The sequence below is a fragment of the Pseudoalteromonas sp. S3431 genome (assembly GCF_000690035.1).
Lineage (GTDB): Bacteria > Pseudomonadota > Gammaproteobacteria > Enterobacterales > Alteromonadaceae > Pseudoalteromonas > Pseudoalteromonas fuliginea.
The window spans coordinates 1-20,557 of sequence record NZ_JJNY01000037.1; the positions used below are offsets into that span (position 1 = coordinate 1).

General features: G+C 37.0%; 17 protein-coding genes. 5 read left to right on the forward strand and 12 right to left on the reverse strand.

Annotation, left to right across the window (positions count from 1 at the left end):
* Positions 1–22: 22 nt before the first annotated feature.
* From DO88_RS10425 to DO88_RS10415, 3 genes are all read right to left on the reverse strand, one after another.
* The gene (locus DO88_RS10425) at positions 23–373 is read right to left on the reverse strand and encodes a DUF2750 domain-containing protein (protein ID WP_007376962.1); all 351 of its coding nucleotides are present in this window, start codon (positions 371–373) and stop codon (positions 23–25) included.
* An 847-nt stretch (positions 374–1,220) separates the two neighbouring features.
* Positions 1,221–1,502 carry a peptidylprolyl isomerase gene (locus tag DO88_RS10420; protein WP_007376961.1) on the reverse strand — a complete coding sequence of 94 codons (282 nt, stop codon included), beginning with the start codon at positions 1,500–1,502 and terminating at the stop codon, positions 1,221–1,223.
* Between the two features lie 85 nt (positions 1,503–1,587).
* The gene (locus tag DO88_RS10415; protein ID WP_007376960.1) at positions 1,588–2,160 is read right to left on the reverse strand and encodes a glutathione peroxidase; all 573 of its coding nucleotides are present in this window, start codon (positions 2,158–2,160) and stop codon (positions 1,588–1,590) included.
* Between the two features lie 83 nt (positions 2,161–2,243).
* On the opposite strand from DO88_RS10415, the gene DO88_RS10410 reads away from it, so the two are divergent.
* The 3 genes from DO88_RS10410 to DO88_RS10400 all read left to right on the forward strand — a co-directional run bounded on the left by DO88_RS10410 (position 2,244) and on the right by DO88_RS10400 (position 6,016).
* Entirely contained in the window at positions 2,244–2,732 is a 489-nt protein-coding gene (locus DO88_RS10410; RefSeq protein WP_033015403.1) for a GNAT family N-acetyltransferase, read from the forward strand.
* A gap of 120 nt (positions 2,733–2,852) precedes the next feature.
* On the forward strand, positions 2,853–4,832 hold the full coding sequence (locus DO88_RS10405; RefSeq protein WP_007376958.1) for an ATP-binding protein: 1,980 nt from the start codon (positions 2,853–2,855) through the stop codon (positions 4,830–4,832).
* 56 nt (positions 4,833–4,888) lie between these two features.
* Entirely contained in the window at positions 4,889–6,016 is a 1,128-nt protein-coding gene (locus DO88_RS10400) for a response regulator (protein ID WP_007376957.1), read from the forward strand.
* Between the two features lie 243 nt (positions 6,017–6,259).
* Here DO88_RS10400 and queG read toward each other — a convergent pair whose 3' ends face one another.
* The 4 genes from queG to DO88_RS10380 form a co-directional block, all read right to left on the reverse strand.
* Complete coding sequence (gene queG / locus DO88_RS10395) at positions 6,260–7,393, reverse strand: tRNA epoxyqueuosine(34) reductase QueG (protein WP_033029925.1); 1,134 nt, start codon at positions 7,391–7,393, stop codon at positions 6,260–6,262.
* 239 nt (positions 7,394–7,632) lie between these two features.
* On the reverse strand, positions 7,633–8,850 hold the full coding sequence (locus DO88_RS10390) for a methyl-accepting chemotaxis protein (RefSeq protein ID WP_007376955.1): 1,218 nt from the start codon (positions 8,848–8,850) through the stop codon (positions 7,633–7,635).
* Between the two features lie 60 nt (positions 8,851–8,910).
* Entirely contained in the window at positions 8,911–9,615 is a 705-nt protein-coding gene (locus DO88_RS10385; RefSeq protein WP_007376954.1) for a glycerophosphodiester phosphodiesterase, read from the reverse strand.
* Positions 9,612–10,478: a DMT family transporter gene (locus tag DO88_RS10380; RefSeq protein WP_033039140.1), complete on the reverse strand. Its 867-nt coding sequence runs from the start codon at positions 10,476–10,478 to the stop codon at positions 9,612–9,614. The genes DO88_RS10385 and DO88_RS10380 overlap by 4 nt, the downstream gene beginning before the upstream one ends.
* 325 nt (positions 10,479–10,803) lie before the next feature.
* Between DO88_RS10380 and DO88_RS10375 the strand changes: the two genes are divergently transcribed.
* Positions 10,804–11,892, forward strand: coding sequence for a sensor histidine kinase (locus DO88_RS10375; protein ID WP_033029928.1), 1,089 nt, complete (start codon positions 10,804–10,806; stop codon positions 11,890–11,892).
* Between the two features lie 33 nt (positions 11,893–11,925).
* Entirely contained in the window at positions 11,926–12,540 is a 615-nt protein-coding gene (locus DO88_RS10370) for a response regulator transcription factor (protein ID WP_007376950.1), read from the forward strand.
* 142 nt (positions 12,541–12,682) lie between these two features.
* Here DO88_RS10370 and DO88_RS10365 read toward each other — a convergent pair whose 3' ends face one another.
* From DO88_RS10365 to DO88_RS10345, 5 genes are all read right to left on the reverse strand, one after another.
* Positions 12,683–14,401 (reverse strand): SulP family inorganic anion transporter, encoded by a 1,719-nt coding sequence (locus tag DO88_RS10365; RefSeq protein ID WP_007376949.1) that lies wholly within the window; start codon positions 14,399–14,401, stop codon positions 12,683–12,685.
* 257 nt (positions 14,402–14,658) lie between these two features.
* Positions 14,659–15,450 (reverse strand): lipoprotein, encoded by a 792-nt coding sequence (locus DO88_RS10360; protein ID WP_033039142.1) that lies wholly within the window; start codon positions 15,448–15,450, stop codon positions 14,659–14,661.
* Between the two features lie 310 nt (positions 15,451–15,760).
* Positions 15,761–18,700: a TonB-dependent receptor gene (locus tag DO88_RS10355; RefSeq protein WP_007376947.1), complete on the reverse strand. Its 2,940-nt coding sequence runs from the start codon at positions 18,698–18,700 to the stop codon at positions 15,761–15,763.
* Positions 18,701–19,322: 622 nt separating this feature from the next.
* A complete protein-coding gene (gene dps / locus DO88_RS10350; protein ID WP_007376944.1) occupies positions 19,323–19,847 on the reverse strand; it encodes a DNA starvation/stationary phase protection protein Dps in 525 nt (174 codons plus the stop codon).
* A 234-nt stretch (positions 19,848–20,081) separates the two neighbouring features.
* The gene (locus DO88_RS10345; RefSeq protein WP_033039145.1) at positions 20,082–20,450 is read right to left on the reverse strand and encodes a DUF2237 family protein; all 369 of its coding nucleotides are present in this window, start codon (positions 20,448–20,450) and stop codon (positions 20,082–20,084) included.
* Positions 20,451–20,557 lie beyond the last annotated feature (107 nt).

Sequence of the window (20,557 nt, forward strand, 5' to 3'; positions counted from 1 at the left end):
ATCTTGTCTGAACTAATACAGTTTATTCGCTTAATGCGCGAGCTAGACCAACAGGTTCAATTTCCACACATACTTGGTCATCATTCCAATTAATACCAACTAGTGCGTTATCTTCGCTTAAATCTTCAACCCAAGCATCTAAAAACTCGTCAAGATTAATTTCTACAGGGCTGTAGTCTTTCCATTCTTCTTTACATTGTGCCTTGGCAGCTTCTTCGCTTTCCCAAAGTAGTAATACGTCAGTTTCGTCAAATTGATTTGAATCACATACTACAAAGCCATTATCTTCTGCACCTAGCGCCCAAATTACTTCGCTAACACGTACTTTTTCTACAAAGTTAACTAGTTGTGATTCAATTTCGATATCGCTCATGTGTTTACCTTTTTAATTAGTGACTAGGATTAGTATCTATAGCTGCTTGGCGTTGGTTATATTACTTATGAAAAGCAATAAATTACGAATGTTGTCAAAAATGAGTCAACAAACGAAAGCAAATCCAATCAAGCGGGCAGTATAAACTGATGTTGAAGCATTCACAGCCTTTAAATTCATCACCAGTTAAATGGGCAGTTAAATAGTTTAATGTTTCAACAATATGTTCATTTTATGAAATTAAAGCGTAAGTAATCTGAATTCTGGATAATAAACTTACCCTAGTCAGTTATTTTTAACGCTAACTGCGTTGAACTTACTTGTAATTGGCCCACTATTGGCGCGTAAACTTGCCTTGTTTTCACTGAAAACCTCTGGCTAGGACCTGTTTATCTTTCGAGGTTAAACATGAGCTGCCCGTAAGGTTCTGTCTAGAGCTATTTACTCTTTGTTGCTCGGTTTTTACTTAGCCCATTAGGTTATAAACCTTACGCCGCGATTAAATAGCTCCTAGAGAACGATAAATTTAAATACCATTATTGTTCAATATATTAGTAAAAATTCTTGCTTAGTTCTAGCGCAGTTTTCTTATCGTTAAATAGACACCATATATAATACCAATTCGCTTAATTAAATAATCTATTTTGAAGTAAGAAAATCGTGTCGATAACAAGGAAAACTTTCGTTATTTGTTCTATATCAGAAGTTTTTAACGTAGCTAGCGTCAGATTTAATATCGCAGATTGATTAAGTATTATTGCGGGTTGGTATAAGAAAGTTGGTATTAATTGCTCATTAAAAAAGCCGCAAAAGCGGCTTTTAGAAGTTTTACTTACAATACAAAAATTTATTCTGAACGGCTAGTAACTTCAAGTAAATGATAACCAAATTGTGTTTGTACTGGGCCTTGTACTTGGTTAATAGGCGCAGAAAACACCACTTTATCAAATTCTGGTACCATCATGCCCGGTCCAAACTCGCCAAGGGCGCCGCCATCTTGACCTGAAGGACAGTTAGAGTGGTTTTTTGCTAATTCAGCAAAATCTTCACCTTGTTCAATTTTTGTTTTTAAGTCTAAGCATTGTGCTTCGCTATCTACTAATATGTGTCGTGCGCTTGCCACTGTCATAAAATCTCCCGCTTATTATGTGGTGTTTTTTTAACCTAATGAAATGTCATTCTAGTTAGTTTCAACTAATTGTACCAGTATAAACTTAATTATTAGAAAGTGTATTTTCAATTGCCGTAATCATCTTTTCTGAGTCAGGTGACACTTTGCTGTTAAATCGTAAAATTGTTTTGCGATCTGCAGATACTAGGTATTTATAAAAATTCCAATTAGGGGAACTAGTTTGCTCATTTAGGTGTTTAAAAATAGGATTGGCATCACTGCCTCGTACTTCACTGGTAGCAAACATAGGAAAAGTAACCCCATAATTAATAAAGCAGACTTTAGCTGTCGCTTTTTCATCATTTTCTTCTTGAAAGAAATCGTCAGAAGGAAACCCTAAGACAACTAATCCCTGACTTTTATATTGTTTATAAAGTGCTTCTAAGCCTTTAAATTGAGGTGTGAAACCGCAGTTACTGGCTGTATTGACGATCAATAAAGGCTTATTTTTAAACTGACATAAGTTGATTGACTCTTCAGAACGTAACTTACGTATATTGACGTTAGTAAAATCTTGGCATGTTGTGACCACGTGCTTATCAATTGATTCTGTTTGAGCATGAAGTGGTGTATTTACTAATAAAACCCCTAACCCGAGTAATATTTTTTTTAGCATAGCTAACGACCTAAACTTTACGATTGTTTGAGTGGATGATCATACGCTAATATGGAGAAAATTGATCAACCATGCAATCTATTATGACAACCCGTTTAGCAACTATAAATGATCTTAGCGAAATCGTAGCAATTTACAACGAGACTATTGCTGGTCGAATGGTGACTGCTGACACTGAAGAAGTGACCGTTGAAGAAAAGCGTGAGTGGTTTAATAGCCATACACAAAAAAGACCTATTTATGTTTACTGTGAGAATAACAAAATACTCGCATGGCTTAGTTATAAATCATTTTATGGTCGCCCAGCTTACGATGGCACTGTTGAAATGAGCATATATATTACCGCAAAAGCACAAGGTAAAGGGCTTGGCAAAAAGTTGATGGAATTTGCACAAATCCAAGCTAAACAACTAAATATACGCGTATTGCTAGGATTTATTTTTAGCCACAACTTACCAAGTGTAAATCTATTTAAACATTTTGGCTTCGATGTTTGGGGAGAGTTACCCAATGTCGCTATGATGGATAGTAAGCTTTATAGCCTTACTATTTTCGGAAAACATGTAGAATAAAGTTCGTATCTCTTTTAGGTAAAAAATTCTTACGAAATAACGCTAAGAACCTATGCTAACTAAACAATAATAGGCTACGCTATTAATATATTAAGTTAATTATTTTTAAAGTGTAGCTTGATGATTCGGAAAATATTAATAGTAGACAGCAGCACTATTATCGCAATGCGAGTAAAAGTACTTTTAGAGTTAATTGGATGTGAGGTTGAATTAATTCATTTTTCTATGCTCGATATGCATATAAATGCTGATGCGTATGATTTAATTATAGTGGCGCATGGAGTACCTGTTATTTCTATTGAACCGTTGATTGCTAAGGTCTCACAATCACGGTTTATGTTGCTTGCTCCAAAAGCTGAAAATGGTGAACAACTAAACGCATTTAGTGAGCTTAATCATGCTGTTGCTAATGCAACTGTAGTTTACCCATTTTTTTCTAATAAGGAGATAACTTCTCTACTTGAGAGTTTATTAGAGCTTGGCTCTAACCATATTCTTCAATTACCCACTATTTTACTGGTTGATCATATACCTGAGCGTCTTGAAAAAATGAAAAGCAGCTTAGTAGGCGCTCATATAAACACCCACACCGCGACAAATTTAGATGAAGTATTGGCAATATCCGTTGATACTAAAATTGATATATTAATTAGTGATTTTAGTTTTGGTGATGTAACTGGGTTGGGTATATTTTCTAGCCTAAAATTAAAGCAGCCACATTGTAGGTGTTTACTTTTTACGTCACGCCCTGATCAAGTGTCCATGATTGAGGCTATTCGTGAGGGAGTTGAAGATGTACTCATTAAACCCCTTAACGATAGTATTCTTTTGCAGTCGGTCCATAAGCTATGGCAAACCGAATTATTGAAACGACATAATGCAGAGTTAGTAGAAAGGCTTCAAGACACCGTAGATGCGCTTATTGAAAAGGATAGCTTATTACAAGTTATTTATAAGCATACACCCGATGCAATTATGTTATTTGAGCGCGGTGGTAAAGTTATCGAAGCGAATGATGCTTGCTTAAAACTATTTGATTTACCGTTTAATGAATTAGAAAGTAAGTCTCTTTTTGATTTTTTAGATGTTGATTCAAGCGCAGGAATTAAAGATAAAATTTTGACTTTAAATAGTAATCGACAGTTTAGTTGCGATTTACGTTTAACAAAAACACTAGGGGGTTATATACCTCTTGTGGGATCTTTTAATGAAATAGATCATCATGGTGAAATTGCGCTGGCAGTTATTTTTAAAAATGTAACGCACTTAAAACAAAAAGAAGAGTTGCTACTTGAAGCAAAAGATATTTTAGAAGAACAAGTTAGAGCGCGTACCTCACAGTTAGAGCACGCTAAAAATGTGGCTGAAGCCGCCAATTTGAGTAAATCAGAATTTTTAGCAAACATGTCTCACGAACTTCGCACACCAATGCATTCAATTTTAAGCTTTTCTCGTTTTGGCTTAAATAAATTAGAGGTTGGTGATTTTGCGGAAGAAAAATTATTTAAGTACTTGTCTCGAATTGAATCCAGTGGAGAACGGTTACTTTCATTACTTAATAATTTACTGGATCTATCCAAGCTTGATGTGGGTAAATTTCCTTTCAATCCTAGAACACATAATTTAGCTAATATCATTAGAACGAGTATTGATGATGTCGCTGGAACTGCAATGGAAAAAGAGATTGAAATCATTTTTTCAGTGCAGTCTAACCCGGTAGTCGCTCTGTGTGATGAGGAACAAATTAATCAATTAATGTGTAATTTATTAGGTAACGCATTAAAGTTTAGTGAGCCAAAAAGTAAAATTAAAGTGGAATTGGCATCTGAGAACGAGTTTGCAGTAATAGCCGTTATCGATAATGGTATTGGTATACCTGAGGATGAACTTGAAGACATTTTCACTAAATTTGTACAAAGCAGTAAAACCAATAGCGGAGCTGGTGGAACAGGGTTAGGCCTTGCATTATGTAGGGAGTTTGTTTCTTTGCATCAAGGTAATATTACAGCCTTAAATAACACTAATGGCGGCGCTACTATTTGTATACAAATACCACTTAAAATAAACCTAGACGAACACTTAGCACTGCAAAGCAGTTAATTTTTTAAACAAGTGTTTGAAGTAGCATATTTAGAATTTAAATGGATGATGAAACGATGGCTTTAACAAAAATACTTGCAGTGGATGACGAACCCTTTAATCTTGAAATTATAGAAGAGATTCTGGAGGACCTCGATTTTGAATTAAAGGTAGCCGTTAGCGGTCCAGAGTGCTTGAGTATGGTAGAAGACTATATGCCTCAGGTTATATTGCTGGATGTGAGTATGCCACAAATGAATGGTTACGAAGTCTGTAAGAGCCTTAAATCCAACCCAAATACCGCGCATATAATTGTGATGTTTGTATCAGCAAGGGGGACGGTTGAGGAACGTATGGAAGGTTACTCTGTTGGTGCAGAAGATTATATTGTTAAACCGTTTGGGCATGACGAACTCAAGTCTAAATTAAATAATTTGAATCAAGTGTTGGTAGAGAAAGAGAGTCTTGAAAAACAAGTTGAAGATGCAACTTCTACAGCATTTAATGCGATGGCTAACAGTAGTGAAATGGGGCAAATAGTTAATTATGTTGAAAATATTGGTTTTATAAATGATCCCCAAAGCTTAGGAAAAGCGCTCATAGATTGTCTACAGTCTTTTAATTTGCAAAGTAACGTAGAGTTTCGATATGCGAATGTTATAGAGCATTTTGCGTTACATGGGGTTTGTTCACCGATTGTTATTGAACTATTTGAAATGCTTAAAAGTAAAGGTCGGTTGCACGAATTTTCACATCGAATTTTGGTTAACTACGAATACATAAGCTTACTGGTTTTAAATATGCCGGATCATGATCCAGATAAGCATGGACGAATTCGTGACCACGTATGTTTTATTGTCAGTGTTACAGAGCAGCAATTACGAGCAATAATGACCAAAAGAATACTTGTATCCCAACAAGAACGACTAAATACGGTCGCAAATTCCGTACATAGTAAATTTCATAGTTTAATTGGCTTACTTAACGATAATCGTAAAAATAACGAAAGAGTTTTTAAGCAACTACAAGAAGATCTTGAAGTGCGAATACCAACAATGGGATTAGATGAGGACCAAGAGGTTTTTATTTACAAAAAAGTAGATGAAACAATTCAAAATTCAATTTCAAGAGAGGAGTCAGTTCAAGAAGTTAAAGCCTCTTTTGCTGAGATTGAACAAGACCTGTCATTACTTTTAAAGAGCTAAGTAACTTGATAACTGGATAATAAATCTATCTTAAGCAGTTCTTTCAGCACTGACTGCGTTGAATTTTCTTGCAATAGGCCCGCGATTGACATGCAAGTTCGCCTGTTTTACTGGAAGTCTCTGGCTAGAGGGAATAAGTTTAAATATAGTTATTATTCAAAACGTTAGTGAATCTCTTAACCAGAGTTCAGGTTAAATATACTTAACTAAATAATGTTACTTTAAAGGCTTACACCAACTGCATTATGCATCTCTGGGTAAGCCTTTTTCTACAATTCTGATTAACCTAGCTGTTTTACGAAGCGCTACTCGTTGTTTATCATTTTGTTGGGAAAGTGCCCATTCAATATGCTCTAAAACAAGTTCACTGCATATTTGGCTTTTGTCTTCTAAGGCATAAATAATAGCGGGGCTAAATTGTGCATTACCTAACCCTATTGCTAAGTTACGTAACCAACGTTCGTGACCAATACGGCGAATAGGACTGCCTTCGGTATTTTTTAAAAAAGTAGCTTCATCCCAAGCAAACAACTCAAGTAAATCTTTGTCTTTTAATTGAGTGCGCGGGTGAAAATCGTTTTCGTCAGTAATTTGGCCATAACGATTCCAAGGGCATACTAACTGACAATCATCGCAGCCATAAATTCTATTACCCAATAAAGTCCTATATTGCTCAGGAATGGGCCCTTGGTGCTCTATTGTTAAGTACGATATGCATTTACGTGCGTCAACGACATAAGGCTCTACAATTGCGCCTGTTGGGCAAAGAGTGATGCAGGCAACGCATTTACCGCAGCCTTCAAAGGTGTTTTCGGCGTCTATTGGCAGTGGTAAATCAATAAATAGCTCGCCTAAAAAAAACCACGATCCTGCTTCTTGATTAATTAACAAAGAATGCTTACCACGCCAACCTAAACCCGCTTTCTCGGCGAGTTGACGTTCAAGTACTGGGGCTGAATCTACAAAGGGTCTAAAGCCATATTCACCAATTTCTTGTTCTATTTTTTGGCCGAGTTTTTTTAATCGATTACGCATTAATTTATGATAATCACGGCCCAGTGCGTATCGGCTTATATATGCTTTTTCTTTATTTTTTAAGGTTTTTGCAAAGCCAGCATCGGGTGGGAGGTAATTCATTTTTACTGATATTACACGCTGTGTGCCAGGTACTAATTCAGCTGGGCGAGCGCGTTTCATGCCGTGTGAAGCCATGTAGTCCATTGAACCATGAAAGCCAGCATCAAGCCAACGTTGCAGTTGAGCCTCGTGCTTACTTAGGTCAATATCGGTAATACCCACTTCGCTAAAGCCAAGCTCTTGTCCCCAAGTTTTTATTTGCAGGGCTAATTTTTCATAGTCTGGGGTTGGGTTGCTCACACACTTTACACACTTAAATTAATAGCTGCGTAATTTACCATATTTACTAGGGCTTGTTTATCTTTCGGGTTGAATTTAAAGCAGTGAGTTTGGTTTTTAAGTAAGACAAAGCTATGTTGTATGGTTGTTCCCCATAAATAGTCGATAACGCTGCATAGATGCCTGTCATGCGCTGTCTTTAGGTAGAAAAAATTTTAATCCTAAAAGGCCAACAGGCTCTAATAAGTTAAAACGTTTTGCTACAGTACAAAACGTTTTAACTGTTGTTGAGTTTGTAAGCTTAGCTGCTGAGAGTTTTCGCTATCGGCCACAGCAGTGTCGATTAACTGCTTAGCTTGCTCACCTAGCTCTACAATTTGCTCAACAGATTGATGAGTTTGAGTTTGTGTTTGCTCAAGCAGATGCACGGCACTGGCTATTTGCTTCAATTGTTGCTGATTTTGCTCAAATTCATTAAGCATCTTGCTAAACCCGTCAGACGTTGCACTAATTGCACTTTGTGCACTATTAGAGTGGGTGATCAGTTGCTCTGACTCTTTATTTGTTTCGTTTACTAGCTCATTCATTTGGGTAATAAAATCACTAATTTGTCTTGTTGCGCCACTTACTTTTATAGAAAGCGTACGGACTTCATCGGCAACTACAGCAAAGCCTCGTCCAGCTTCACCTGCTCGGGCTGCTTCTATTGCAGCGTTGAGTGCTAATAAGTTGGTTTGATCTGAAAACTCTTCAACCATTTTTAAAATACTACGTATATTTTCACTGTTTTCTTTTAAACCTGCGACCGTATTTGAAAAACTACCTAGCATATTAGTGATTAATTTAACTTGTTCGACAAGCGCTGAAAGCTCTTTAGCTGAGAGTTTTACAAAGTTTAGATGTTCATTATTAACGTTATGGACACTGTCGGTATTAATGACTATGTTTTGTAAGCTTTGCGTTATTTGCATACTCGCATTAATTATACTGTGGCTTAAATGTATTTGTTGCTCGCTTGAGTTATCCGTATTTTTCATTGACTCGGTAACGGCTTTATTACTATTGGCACTGGCTTCAGCGCTACTGTAAGTTGTATTTAGTAGTTCGCCTAAGTGAGTGGTGAAAGTATTGTATTGGGTACTTAAATCTCTAAATTCATCATACGAAAAATGCGGAAGTTTTGCGGCTAAATTAGCATCTTGTTGGTTTATTTTTATTAGTGTATCGCGCATCGCGGTAATAGGACGCACGATTAAAAAACGCATATACGAAAGTGTAAAACCAAACCCCATAACAATTACAAGTGTTAAAAGCCAAAATAGCTCTGTACTTTGTTGTTCGCTAAGGCTTTGGTACAACCAAAACAGAGTGATGGCTTGAAATAGAAATACAAAACTTAGATTGCCTACAATTTTACGTGTTAATGTGAAAAAGAAGGTCTGCTCAATATAATTATAAATTTTCATGTAGCTACTCATTTTACTGAAACCTTTATGGTATTAGTGCTCTTACGTTCTATGTAAGGAGTATAGATGTGTTTAATTATGATCTAACGATAGTAAATATGCTTTAGTTTGTGCCGGGTAGTTGGTAAAAACCCCATCTAAACCATATTCGAGCATTAGTGCTATATCTTGCTCTTTGTCTACTGTGTAGGCATAAATTTTTAGTCCGCGTTGCTTTGCATCATTAGCAAATGCTTTATTAACAAAATTTTTATCTACATGCACACTATAGGCATTTAAATCTTCAGCAAATTTTGCATAGCTTATAGGTATAGAAGACGTTAGTACGCCTATTTTCAACCATGGTAAACGGTTTTTAAGCCACAGTAATTGATGGTGATCAAACGATGATACTAAAACATTGGTACGTGATATTTTTCCCATGCTTATATTGTATTCAAGTTGAGTCGCAAGTTTTTCAAGTTCAAAAGTATGCTTAAGCTCTAGGTTGAGTAATGTTTTATCGTTATTCCAATCTAATAACTGCTGTAAGTTAGGTACATACTCACCATTTCCCGCGTCAAGCTTGGCTATTGTTACAGCGTCAAATTCATTGACCTTACCTGTGCCATTAGTCGTTCTATCAAGCCATGAATCGTGGATTAACATGTAATCATCAATAGCACTTTGTATATCTACTTCAATGCCATCTACACCTATTTTTAGCGCTTCTAAAATAGCACTTTTAGTGTTTTCTGGGAAATGTCCGCTTGCGCCTCTGTGTGCAAATACTTTCATTTACGTGCCTTTTTTGTGATTGACCAAGTTTCAAAGCAGGCGGCACTAACAATTAATGTGCCACCTATTAGTGTCATTGCTGATGGGCGTTCATGTATTATAATAATCGCTAATAGTGTGCCATAGAGAGGTTGAAGGCAAGAAATGAGCCCCGCAGTAGCTGCAGATAAATGTTTTAAACTGGCTGCAAATAGTGAATGAGGCGTAGCTGTGAATATTACCCCTGCAATCAAAATTAATAACAAATCATGGTTACTTACTTCATACACAGGTACTTTTATAAATGCACATAGCATAAGGCTTGCAACCAAGGTTTGATAAAACATAGTTTGTGGGCCACCGTATTGGCTAAAGTAACGTTTGTGAGTGATGTTTCTTATTGAAAAAAAGAGTGCTGACACTACGCCTGTTATCACTCCAAGAGTTACGTCGTCACCTAAACTGGCAGTAGGGACAAGAAGGTAAATACCTAATATAACCACCGCTGCACTAAGTATATCTTTAGCTTTGGGTTTACTCTTATTAAATAAAGGCTCTAAAAATACAGTAATTACTGGATAACTAAAAAATGCGAGCATCCCAATTGTTATACCCGCCATTTGCATACCTGCAAAGTAGGTAACCCAATGTATACCTACCGCCACACCGAGCAATATAGCCATTAAATAATCTTTAGGTTTATTAAGCTTAATAGGTTTTTTTTGCATACTTAGCAAAAACCAAATCGCAATGCCAGCAACTGCGGTTCTATAGACGGTTATATCAAGTGCATTTAAGCCAATGAGCTTTGCAAATAGAGCGGTTCCGCCAAAAAGTAATACGGCAATATGTAAATAAAGCAGGCTTTGCTGTTGGGGTTGCATTGAGTTTCCTTGTTATGCTTTTTTAGCATATTAGCATCGGTTAGAAATTCTTGAGATGATTTTTTAATACATGACAAATGTCAGTAAAGTTAATGACATTCCACACTCATATTATTTTTGCACACTGGCATAATTACTCTACTTAATTGGAGGTAGTTATGAATTCCTTAATTTTATTTAGTTTGACTCTTAGTGAAGCGCTAGAAACATTAAATTTTACTATTAGTGACGCATATTGCTTTATGCTGATATGTATTTTCGTGTTATTTATATTTAGTAATAAAAACAAAATTATAAATAAAAATAATATACCAGAGGTATTAGCATGAGTTCACTTAGTGTCTTTTCTAAGCAAAGCGATAAAGGTTTTTGGAAATATGGACATCTAATTTTTACTGGCTTTTACTTACTACCGATGATAATCGATTTTGCTCATTTCACGAGTGAGCAAATCGTTATTTCTTTAGCTTTTTATATTGCTTTTATTCTTTTATATGTAAAAGCAATAAATTGTAAAGGTACTGGTGTAACTAAGTTATTTTTAGCAATGCTATTAATTTGCTTCAGTGCTACTTTTTACAGCACTGGCACTCCTACCTTGTTTGGCTTTGCAGCCTATATAGCAGGCTATGCATACAGCAAGCGTCAAAGAGTTTATGCTGCACTAGCGATTATATTCTCGGTTTTATTAAGCGCATATATTGGTGATATAGGAAAGGTTCAGTACTTTTTAGCGATTGCTTTAATTTTATGCGCTGCGTTATTTAGCTACGGCATTGCAGCAAGAAGGGAGCGTCAATATAAAAAGCGTGAACAAGAAAATGCAAACCAACTAGAGCAATTAGCAGCAATTGCAGAGCGAGAGCGAATAGCTCGTGATTTACATGATATTTTAGGCCATTCACTTTCATCAATAGCTCTAAAAGCCGAGCTTGCCAACAAATTACATAACGCTGAGCGGTTTGAACAAGCTGGAAATGAAATTACCCAAGTAGCCGATTTAGCCCGTGCGCTTTTATCAGATGTTCGTCACGCTGTAACCGATTTAAAACAGCAGCAACTGACAGGGCAAGTTGAGCAACTAAAACAGCGCTTAGAGGAGCAAAACATTATCACTAATGTAACGCTTAATTTACCGGTGTTACCTGCAGTAATAGAAAGCGAGCTGTGTTTAATTATTAAAGAAAGCGTGACGAATATTTTACGTCATAGTAAAGCCAATCAATGCGATATTAATCTCACATCAACTAAACAAAGCATAACGCTAAATTTATTTAATAACGGTGATTGTGAAAATATCACTCCTGGCAATGGTTTAACGGGTATTAAACAGCGCGTAGAAAAGTTAAATGGCCAAGTGAAATTTGAAATTCAAAATGGATTTAAACTGACAGCACACATTCCTTTGCCATAAGCAAAGTTAAAAATACCAAGTAAAGGAAAAAGTATGATCAAAGTATTTTTAGTAGAAGACCAAGGGTTAGTTCGCGATGCTATATCGGCATTACTAAGTCTCGACTTTAATATAGAAGTAATAGGCCAAGCGTGCGACGGACAAGCTGCACTTGATCATCTATCTAGTTTATCAAACGTATTACTACCAGATATTGTACTTAGCGATATTGAAATGCCAAATATAAATGGCATTGAACTAAGTGAACAAATAGCTGCAAAACACCCATCAATTAAAGTAGTAATAATGACTACGTTTTCCCGCGCGGGTTACATCAGACGTTCACTTTCGGCTGGTGTTAAAGGCTTTATTTTAAAAGAAGCACCAAGTGAAGATTTGGTTAATGCACTTAAAAAAGTAATGTTGGGGCAAAAAGTGATAGACCCAGAACTTGCTATTAATGCATTGGATGACTCCGATCCACTTACAGATAAAGAGCGCAAAGCACTTAAACTTGCAAGTGACGGTCTTAAAACGAGTGAAATAGCCAAGCAGTTGTTTATAAGCGAGGGAACTACGCGTAATTATCTCTCGGATGCTATAGCTAAATTAAATGCCACAAACCGAATAGATGCAGCACGTATAGCGAAACAAAAAGGATGGCTATAAAATAGGGCTGAACATAGCCCTATATTTTAAAGCAAAAAAACAGACTAATTATAATAGTTATGTATTTCCCTCATGCCCTTCATTTTATATGTCTAGGAGCGGTTGGTGACAGTATTTTTTCCTAATAAATTTATGTAGTACGTTAGTTTTGAGCTGATTCGAATAAACTAACTTCTAAAGAGTGCTGGCTTACGCTGTTCCTTTTTAAGGCGATATATAAGTCGGAGTGAATGTATATACCTTCTTTACCTGATGTCATTCCTGCAATTTCAAACCATGAAAGCAGTTGGCGTTTTCTACCTGCTAGTTCAAGCCTTATATCACGCTTTTTAAATATAATGTCTAAGTCGGCAAGCATGGCCATTACACTTAAATCTAAGTGAGTAAAGCAGGGCACAGCATCAATTATTACGCACTGAGTGTCGTCTTTTTGCCTTGCGTATTGCTCTAGTAATCTGCGTTTAAAGTAGCTTGCATTGAAGTAAGTTAAAGGTGAGTTAAAGCGATAAATAAACACGCCTTGCACTGCTTTTGCTTTATCTGTGGCGTCTAAACTTCTTACTACGCCGTTTATATCTACGCCTAGTATATTGTCAGTTGGACGCATTACTGTGCGGATAAACTGAAATAGTCCCAGTAATACAGCAAGCGTGATGCCAGGGATAACACCAATAAATAACACCGCAAGTAAGGTGGCCGAGGCTAGATAAAATGCCTGTTTATCTTTTTGTTTTAATTGCCAAACAGCTTTTAAATCGAGTAAATGAACAGAGGCAATAATAAGTACAATACCTAGCGCTGCGCTTGGAATAAATTCAAGTGGGGCTGTTAAAAATACAGCTATGAGCGCAATAATGGCCGCTGCTATTATTGATACTAACTGCGTTTTACCACCCGTTGCATCGTTAACAGCGGTGCGTGAGTCGGCGCCACTGACTGCAAAACCTTGCGAAAGAGCTGACGCTATATTGGCAATACCTAGTGCTCTAAATTCTTTATCGGCGTCTATGTCGTAGCCATTTTTAGCTGCAAAGCTACGGGCTGTAAGCATCATACTAACAAAGCTCACTATGGCTAAGTTAAGTGCGGGTACCACCAGCTCACGAATAATCCCTAAATCAAAAACAGGGGTATTAAAAACGGGAAGCCCGCCAGTTACGGTGCCAATAGTTTTTATATCAAGCTGTTTTAAATCAAAAATCCATACCAAAAGCGCACCAAAAGCAATAGCAAACATAGATGCAGGCCACGTGGGCTTTATCCGTTTCATGGCAAAATGGACCGCCAGTGTAAACAAAGCCATTAATAAGGTTGGAACGTGTGTTTGCGCTAGGTATGTGGGTACGCCACCTAGGCGTTCAAGTAAGTAGCGCTCATCAAAAGTAAAACCAAATACTTTAGAAAATTGACCAACAATAATAGTGATGGCTACGCCGTTTAGTAAGCCCATTAAAATAGGTTTAGATAAAAAGTCAGCTAATACACCTAACTTAAACTTACTAGCTATAAAGCACCAAAAGCCGGTCATAGCGGTCATGGTGACAACAAGTTGCCAATGCTTAAAGCTGTCACCTGCAGCAAGAGGTGTTACTACAGCGGCAATAACAGCGCAGGTTGCGGCATCAGGGCCGACTATTAATTGTTTTGAAGTACCAAAAAGTGCATATAGCATCATTGGCAGTATGCAAGAATATAACCCGACGGCGGCGTTAACACCGGTTAATTGTGCGTAAGCAATGGCAACAGGTAAAGCTACGGCAGCTACCGATAGCGCCGCCCTTACATCATCAGCAAACCATTGGCGTTCATAGTGCAGCAATGTATTTAAACCGGGCATAAAATTATATAAACGCGACAGCACTTTAGTTTTCCTGCTAATAGTTACAACATTTTGATAGTAAATTTAATATTCAAATAAGTATAGCTAGGACAGCGGTAATTTTAATAAATTGCAGGTGATTATTTATCAAGATATTAAATTTATAATTTGGCAAAAAAGTGAAAATTGAATTCTTCTGAGGTGTCTTTTAATCAGCTTATGTGCATAGTATTAATGTACTGATATTGAGCACCTCAGGAAATCACTAAATCCGAAATTTAGTTTTAAATTTTTTAAGATTATTTAGCACCACATGCCGGATATAACTCAAGTACCTCTGTTACTACTTGTCCAAATAAGGCTTGTTCTTGCTGTGTTAAATCTATAGCAGGAATAAATGGCATTGTGTCTGTTAATTCCGAGGTAATGATTTGATAAAAGGTCATCGCTGTAAGAACATTCCCAGCATAGGATGCGTGATTACCGTCGGCACTATGAAGGTTTATACTAGGCATTATTTCTAATACTCGATTCCATACAAAGCCAACAGGCGCTATGCAGCTAGGTTGTTTTTTACTGATTGCTAAATGGAGGTCGTAAACCAGCTTTGCTTCTGCGGGATCCCCTTTTTGAGGATGCTCTGGAAATAAAATAGGTGTAATTTTATGCTTTTTTGCGGTCGAGATTAATCGCTCAGTTGCGCTTGTAGGGTAGTTTGTTGAACCTGACTGTGAGTACTTTTGGCCTTGAAAAATTGCATGACTCCAGTTATCACTTTTTAATTTATCGACATTTGCATCTACTGCGACTATTTCATCTAAAAATCGACCGCTGACAGTCGTTATTTTGACTGAAGTGCTAGGTAACTGGTTTGTAATAATTATTTCTAATAAGCCCCCTAACTGTGAACTATGGCTATTACCATAGATAATTATTTTGTAGTCACTTAAGGGACTGTTATTAATAACCGCATTTGGTTGTGGTATTTCAATGCTTTCAGCCTCTTTTGTTTTACTTCCCCCAGAGCCGCATGCTGTTAATAATAGTAATGATAATGTGATTGATATTGTTGTTATATATTTTAGAGACATTGTTAATCCTTTTTCGTACCAATTATTAGTACGGCTTTAGAATACTAGACATTTTATAACCAAGCTGCAAGGTTGCTTGGTTTTTAGGTGCAATGTATGGTGCTTAGTTTGTGCGCTAAAAGTGAAGTGCAGGAGGTTGATATTGTTTACGCGGTATCTAAATTTTAGTTTGGAGTATTATTCAATGATAATTTTATTGCTTTAAATAAATATTTAGTTATAAAAGTTGTGCGATGTTTTAACACAAGTGCCACTTTTTTATAGACGTAAAAAAGCCTGCATAAAAGCAGGCTTTAGTTTCTAGGGAAAATTAAAACTTAGCGCGAATACCAAAGCTGTAACGACGATCCGCTTCAGTGTACTTCCAAGCACCACCTAGTTCAGATAGATAGATTGAAGGTTCACCTGTTAAGTTCGTTGCATTACCAACAAGCGTAATGTTTTCGTTAATGTCCCAACTTGCAGAGAAGTCTAACTGACCTCTATCGTCACGGTAGTTATTACCATAAACAGTGCCATCTTCAGAAATGCTGCCATTGGAGTTAATATTTTCTACACGTTTTTCGTTTTCAGTATCTAAGAAACTGTCACGATAGTTATAAGCGATACGAGTAGAGAACCCTTCGTACTCCCAAAATACTTGTAAGTTGTAAGTGTTTTTAGAGATATCTAATAACGGATTGCCATTTGGTTGCTCACTATCTGCATATGTGTAGTTTGCATTGATGCCTAAGCCAGAAAATGCACCTGGTAGGCTTGTAAAGAACTGCTGGTAGCCCACTTCAAAACCTTGAACTGAACCGTTTTCACCATTTACATTTTTAACAGTATCGATACCCGTTAGTCCTGCGTCGCGTAAGCCTGCAACATGGTTAAAGCCGTCAGCATCTACTGGAAAGTCAGTTGCATCAGAGTAAACTAAATTGTCTTGAGATACACCCGCTGCATCAAGTTGACATACTTGGTTCCACTGAGTCACGTTTTGACCAGCAGTAGTGCTTGATGAAGCGACACAACTACTTTCGTTGCTTAAGAAAGATTCAACATCTTTATAAAATACTGCGAAAGATAGTACGTTTCCTTCATCAAAGTAATGCTCTACAGATAAGTCGTATTGTGTTGCACGGTATGGTTCTAAATCAATAGAGCCTTGCGTTGCACCCGTAATGTCGTTGTTAACGTCAAACGCAGGGCTTAGCTCGCTAAAGTCAGCGCGGCGCATAACTTTTGCTGCAGCAAAACGAAATAGTGTTTCATCTGAGTAGTTATAAGTAACGTTTAAGCTTGGTAAAAAGTCACTGTAGTCGTTTTCGCCAGTTACTTTTTCGCCATTGAGGAACACGCTTGATTCAAGATCTGTAGTTACATAACGACCACCTACAATAGCGGTGATATCATCAAAATCTAAATATGCAGATACATACACTGCGGCTGTATCTTCAACCACATTGCGGTATGCGCTATCTTGAAACTTTTGGTTGTCTGAAAGGCTGCCCGTTGAAGCTAGGTTAGTGCCTACAAGCAATTGTTGAAGTTGAGCATAAGTATTTGCTGGGTTAGATAAACCGTTATAGCTTAAAAAAGTTAGTAGGTCATTTTGCCCCGAGTGTCCTAGTTGGTCAAAAGAGTTGTCGTGGCTAACGGTAGTAAAGCTATCAGGAAATGCAGCATTGAAATCATCAACCCATAAAGTAGCTAATGAACCATCTGAGTCATTAAATGCATTTTTATAAATGTCTTTAATTTCTACTTTGTATTGTTCGTATTCGTAATCACGGTTAGTAACACGTACACCTGCTTTTACTTTAGATACCCAACTTAAGCTGCTGAGAGGTTCGAACATTTCAATATCAAAACGAACCGCTGTTTCATCATTGTTTGTTCTTTTATCTTCACTTTTAAAAGTACGTAATGCTAAGTTTTGTGGGTCGGTAAATGCATTTGGATCTGAATGAATGATGCTTGGTAATTTATTACCGTTTTGCGAAAATGCACCATCATATAAATGATTTACTAAATCAACCCCTCCGCTAGCTTCAAAGGTCGACTTTTCGATTGGACGAAGTGTAAATTCAGAATCAGGCCTTACGCTTTCTGATGATGCTACCGCAATTTCACCAGAGATTTTTATGCTGTCAGTAAGGTTCCACTCTGCACCAAGTGCATTTGAAAACGAGTCGGTTTCACGAAAGTCACTGTATGTTTTTGGGATACCAAATTCGTTTGTTAGTGTGTAGTTGTTTACGCCGTTAGCACCTTGAGTTGTGTTTGCATCTGTTGATAATGAGCCAACGACACCTAAAATAGAATTACCAGCTTGCTCGCCAGAGCGCTTAGTACCGCTTAAATCAAGGTACACCATGCCGTTACCAGATGTTGGTGCCCACTGAAGAGATAAATTTACAGCAGTACGTTCACGTTTTTCTACGTATTGTTCAACACTGTGCTCATCTCTAACAATGGCATTACCACTAGGTGTATTACCTTCTTGACCGTTAATTTCGATATCTTGAGGTTTAACTCGGCTAGATGTTTCATCTTGACGAATTTCACGATCTTGATATGAAAACATAGCGATGGCACCAAAAGTACCCATTTCGTCAAAGTCCCAATTGTTACCAATTGAGCCGCTAAAAATAGGTGCAATATTCTCTGTTTTATCAGCGTATTCGCCATCAAGAGAGATTGCGGCGGTTAGCTTATCCAGCTCTAGTGGGCGAACTGTCTTTAAACTCACTGTTCCGCCTAATGCACCTTCAATCATATCGGCAGTAGGCGATTTAACTACTTCTACTGTTTTTAAGAAGCTTGATGGGTAATCTTGCAAGCTAATACCGTCACGAGAGTCACCAATTGTAGAGCGGCCATTTAATTCAACACGGTTTTGAGGTAAGCCACGAATAGAAACACTGTCACCCACACCAAAGTCGGTATTAATAGATACGCCAGTAATACGTTGCAGTGCTTCTGCAATGTTATTGTCTGGTAATTTACCTATATCTTCAGCAACAATAGCATCAACAATACGCCCATCAGTACGTTTAAGCATTGCCGCAGCTTTCATGCTACCTAGCATGCCTTTTACTTCAATAACTTCAATATCATCAGATGCGGTTTCTGAAGCAGTTGGAGCCTCTTGCGCTGCAATATTAGAAGAAGCCATTAATAAAAGGGCTGCGGCACTGATTGTTGTAGAGCTACTTCTTTTATGTTTATTAGTTAATGTTGAAGTAATTTGATTGAGTTTCATGTATCTCTCCCGTTTGGGTACGACTTAACGTCATTGTGTGTGTTGTTACTTGGTTTGGTTAACCAATTTAACTGCTTTTCCCTGTACTGTGTCATACAGGTGGTATGGTTGAAATTAGTCCAATTCAGCTTTTATTACAACCTTTGTTTACCAAAAATTCACAAAATGTATTACAAAGTGTTCATTTATTTTTTTATATTTAATAAATTTAACGGCTTATGGTTTACTTTTGTTTTTTATATTTTGAGTGAGTTTTATTAAAGTATGTTTACCAGGGGCATTTTTTATATTTTTTGTACTATTTAATATCATTTTTAGCGTTTTTTTTGAACTTTTAGCGGCACTTTTATATGTATTTAGTTTGTTTTTTAAGTGATGTTAAAATAATGAGGTGTTCATTAAAGGTTGAGTACGGCTTATAAACTTGCGAAATAATGAGGAGTATAAAATCATTCAATTTTATTTTGGTTATTTTTTTTGGTAATACCAATTTTCTATTGTTTTTATATGGATTTTGTATTAGAGCTTACTGATACACGTCTATATGTAATTATAAATAGAGTGATTTTTACGCAAAAAAAAGCCCAGCATATAAATGCTGGGCTTTCTTAGCTTAAATATATTAGCTTTTTAGTTCGCCTGTAGATGATTCTAAGTGGGCTCGAATAAACCACTGAAATTGCTCTAAATCAGCCAGTTGGCTGGTGATCATATCTTCAGACACAGGATCTAGTTCAGAAAGAGTCTCAATTGCTTTGCGGTGATCGGCATTAACGCCGTTATATACTTTATCAAGCGCAGCCAAATGTTCGGTTACTAGCCCTTTACCAATTGAGTATTCGCTCCATGTTCGGCGATCTACAATTGATTTTGGAGTACCCACTGGTACTCCACCAAGAGTCGCAATTCGCTCAGCGATGGTGTCTGTCATTTCGCGCACAATGTCTACCTGTGGGTCTATCATTTCGTGTACGCCAATAAAGTTTGGTCCCACTACATTCCAATGAATATGTTTTAAAGTTAGTTGTAAGTCTATCAATGCAACCATGCGGTTATCGAGGGTAGCTATTGTTTTTTGGGCTGATTCGTCACTCATACCTGGCGCGGTAAATTTAGTTGTTTTGTTTGATTCGTTATTGTTACTCATAATTTCTCCTACTTAACTAATGTGTTGCTCATATATATGTTGCGTGATGAGCGTGACTTAAGCTTAATAAAGCAACTGCTATGCCGTAAGTTGATTTATTTAAAAAGTAATTTAAAAACATGGGGTTATATTTTAATTTAAGGTTTTTAAGGCTGAAGAGGAGATTGGATTTTTGAAAAGCCTGCATATATTTGTAAAATATGCAGACTTTAATTTAGTTACTCTTAGGTGTATTTAAACGTTGGCTTTATATTCGTGCGCTTTTAAAGCATCGAGCGAGACTATTTCTAATGATTTTTTATTTGTGGCTTCAAGTACCACCGGTGGCGCAACGTTTGCTGAAATAGCATGAAGCCATCTTACTGCACACAAGCACCATTTATCACCGGCTTTTAAACCTTCGAAATCGTAAAGAGGGTTCGGGGTTATTAAATCGTTACCTTGTGATTTTGAAAATTGTAAAAACTCATCAGTCATAATTGCACACACACTGTGATTGCCAAGATCTGATTCTGGTACATAACAAAACCCTTCACGTGTGTAGCCACCATTACCGCAACATAGTTTTAAGCGTGTGCCGAGTACATTAAATTGATTCGCCATGAAATACCTTAATTTGTGGTGTTTAATAAATTTACTCTATCAGGAGTAACTCGCTTGAGATAGCTATAAAACTTAAAAGAGGGAAGGGTGAATTCAATAGGTCAATG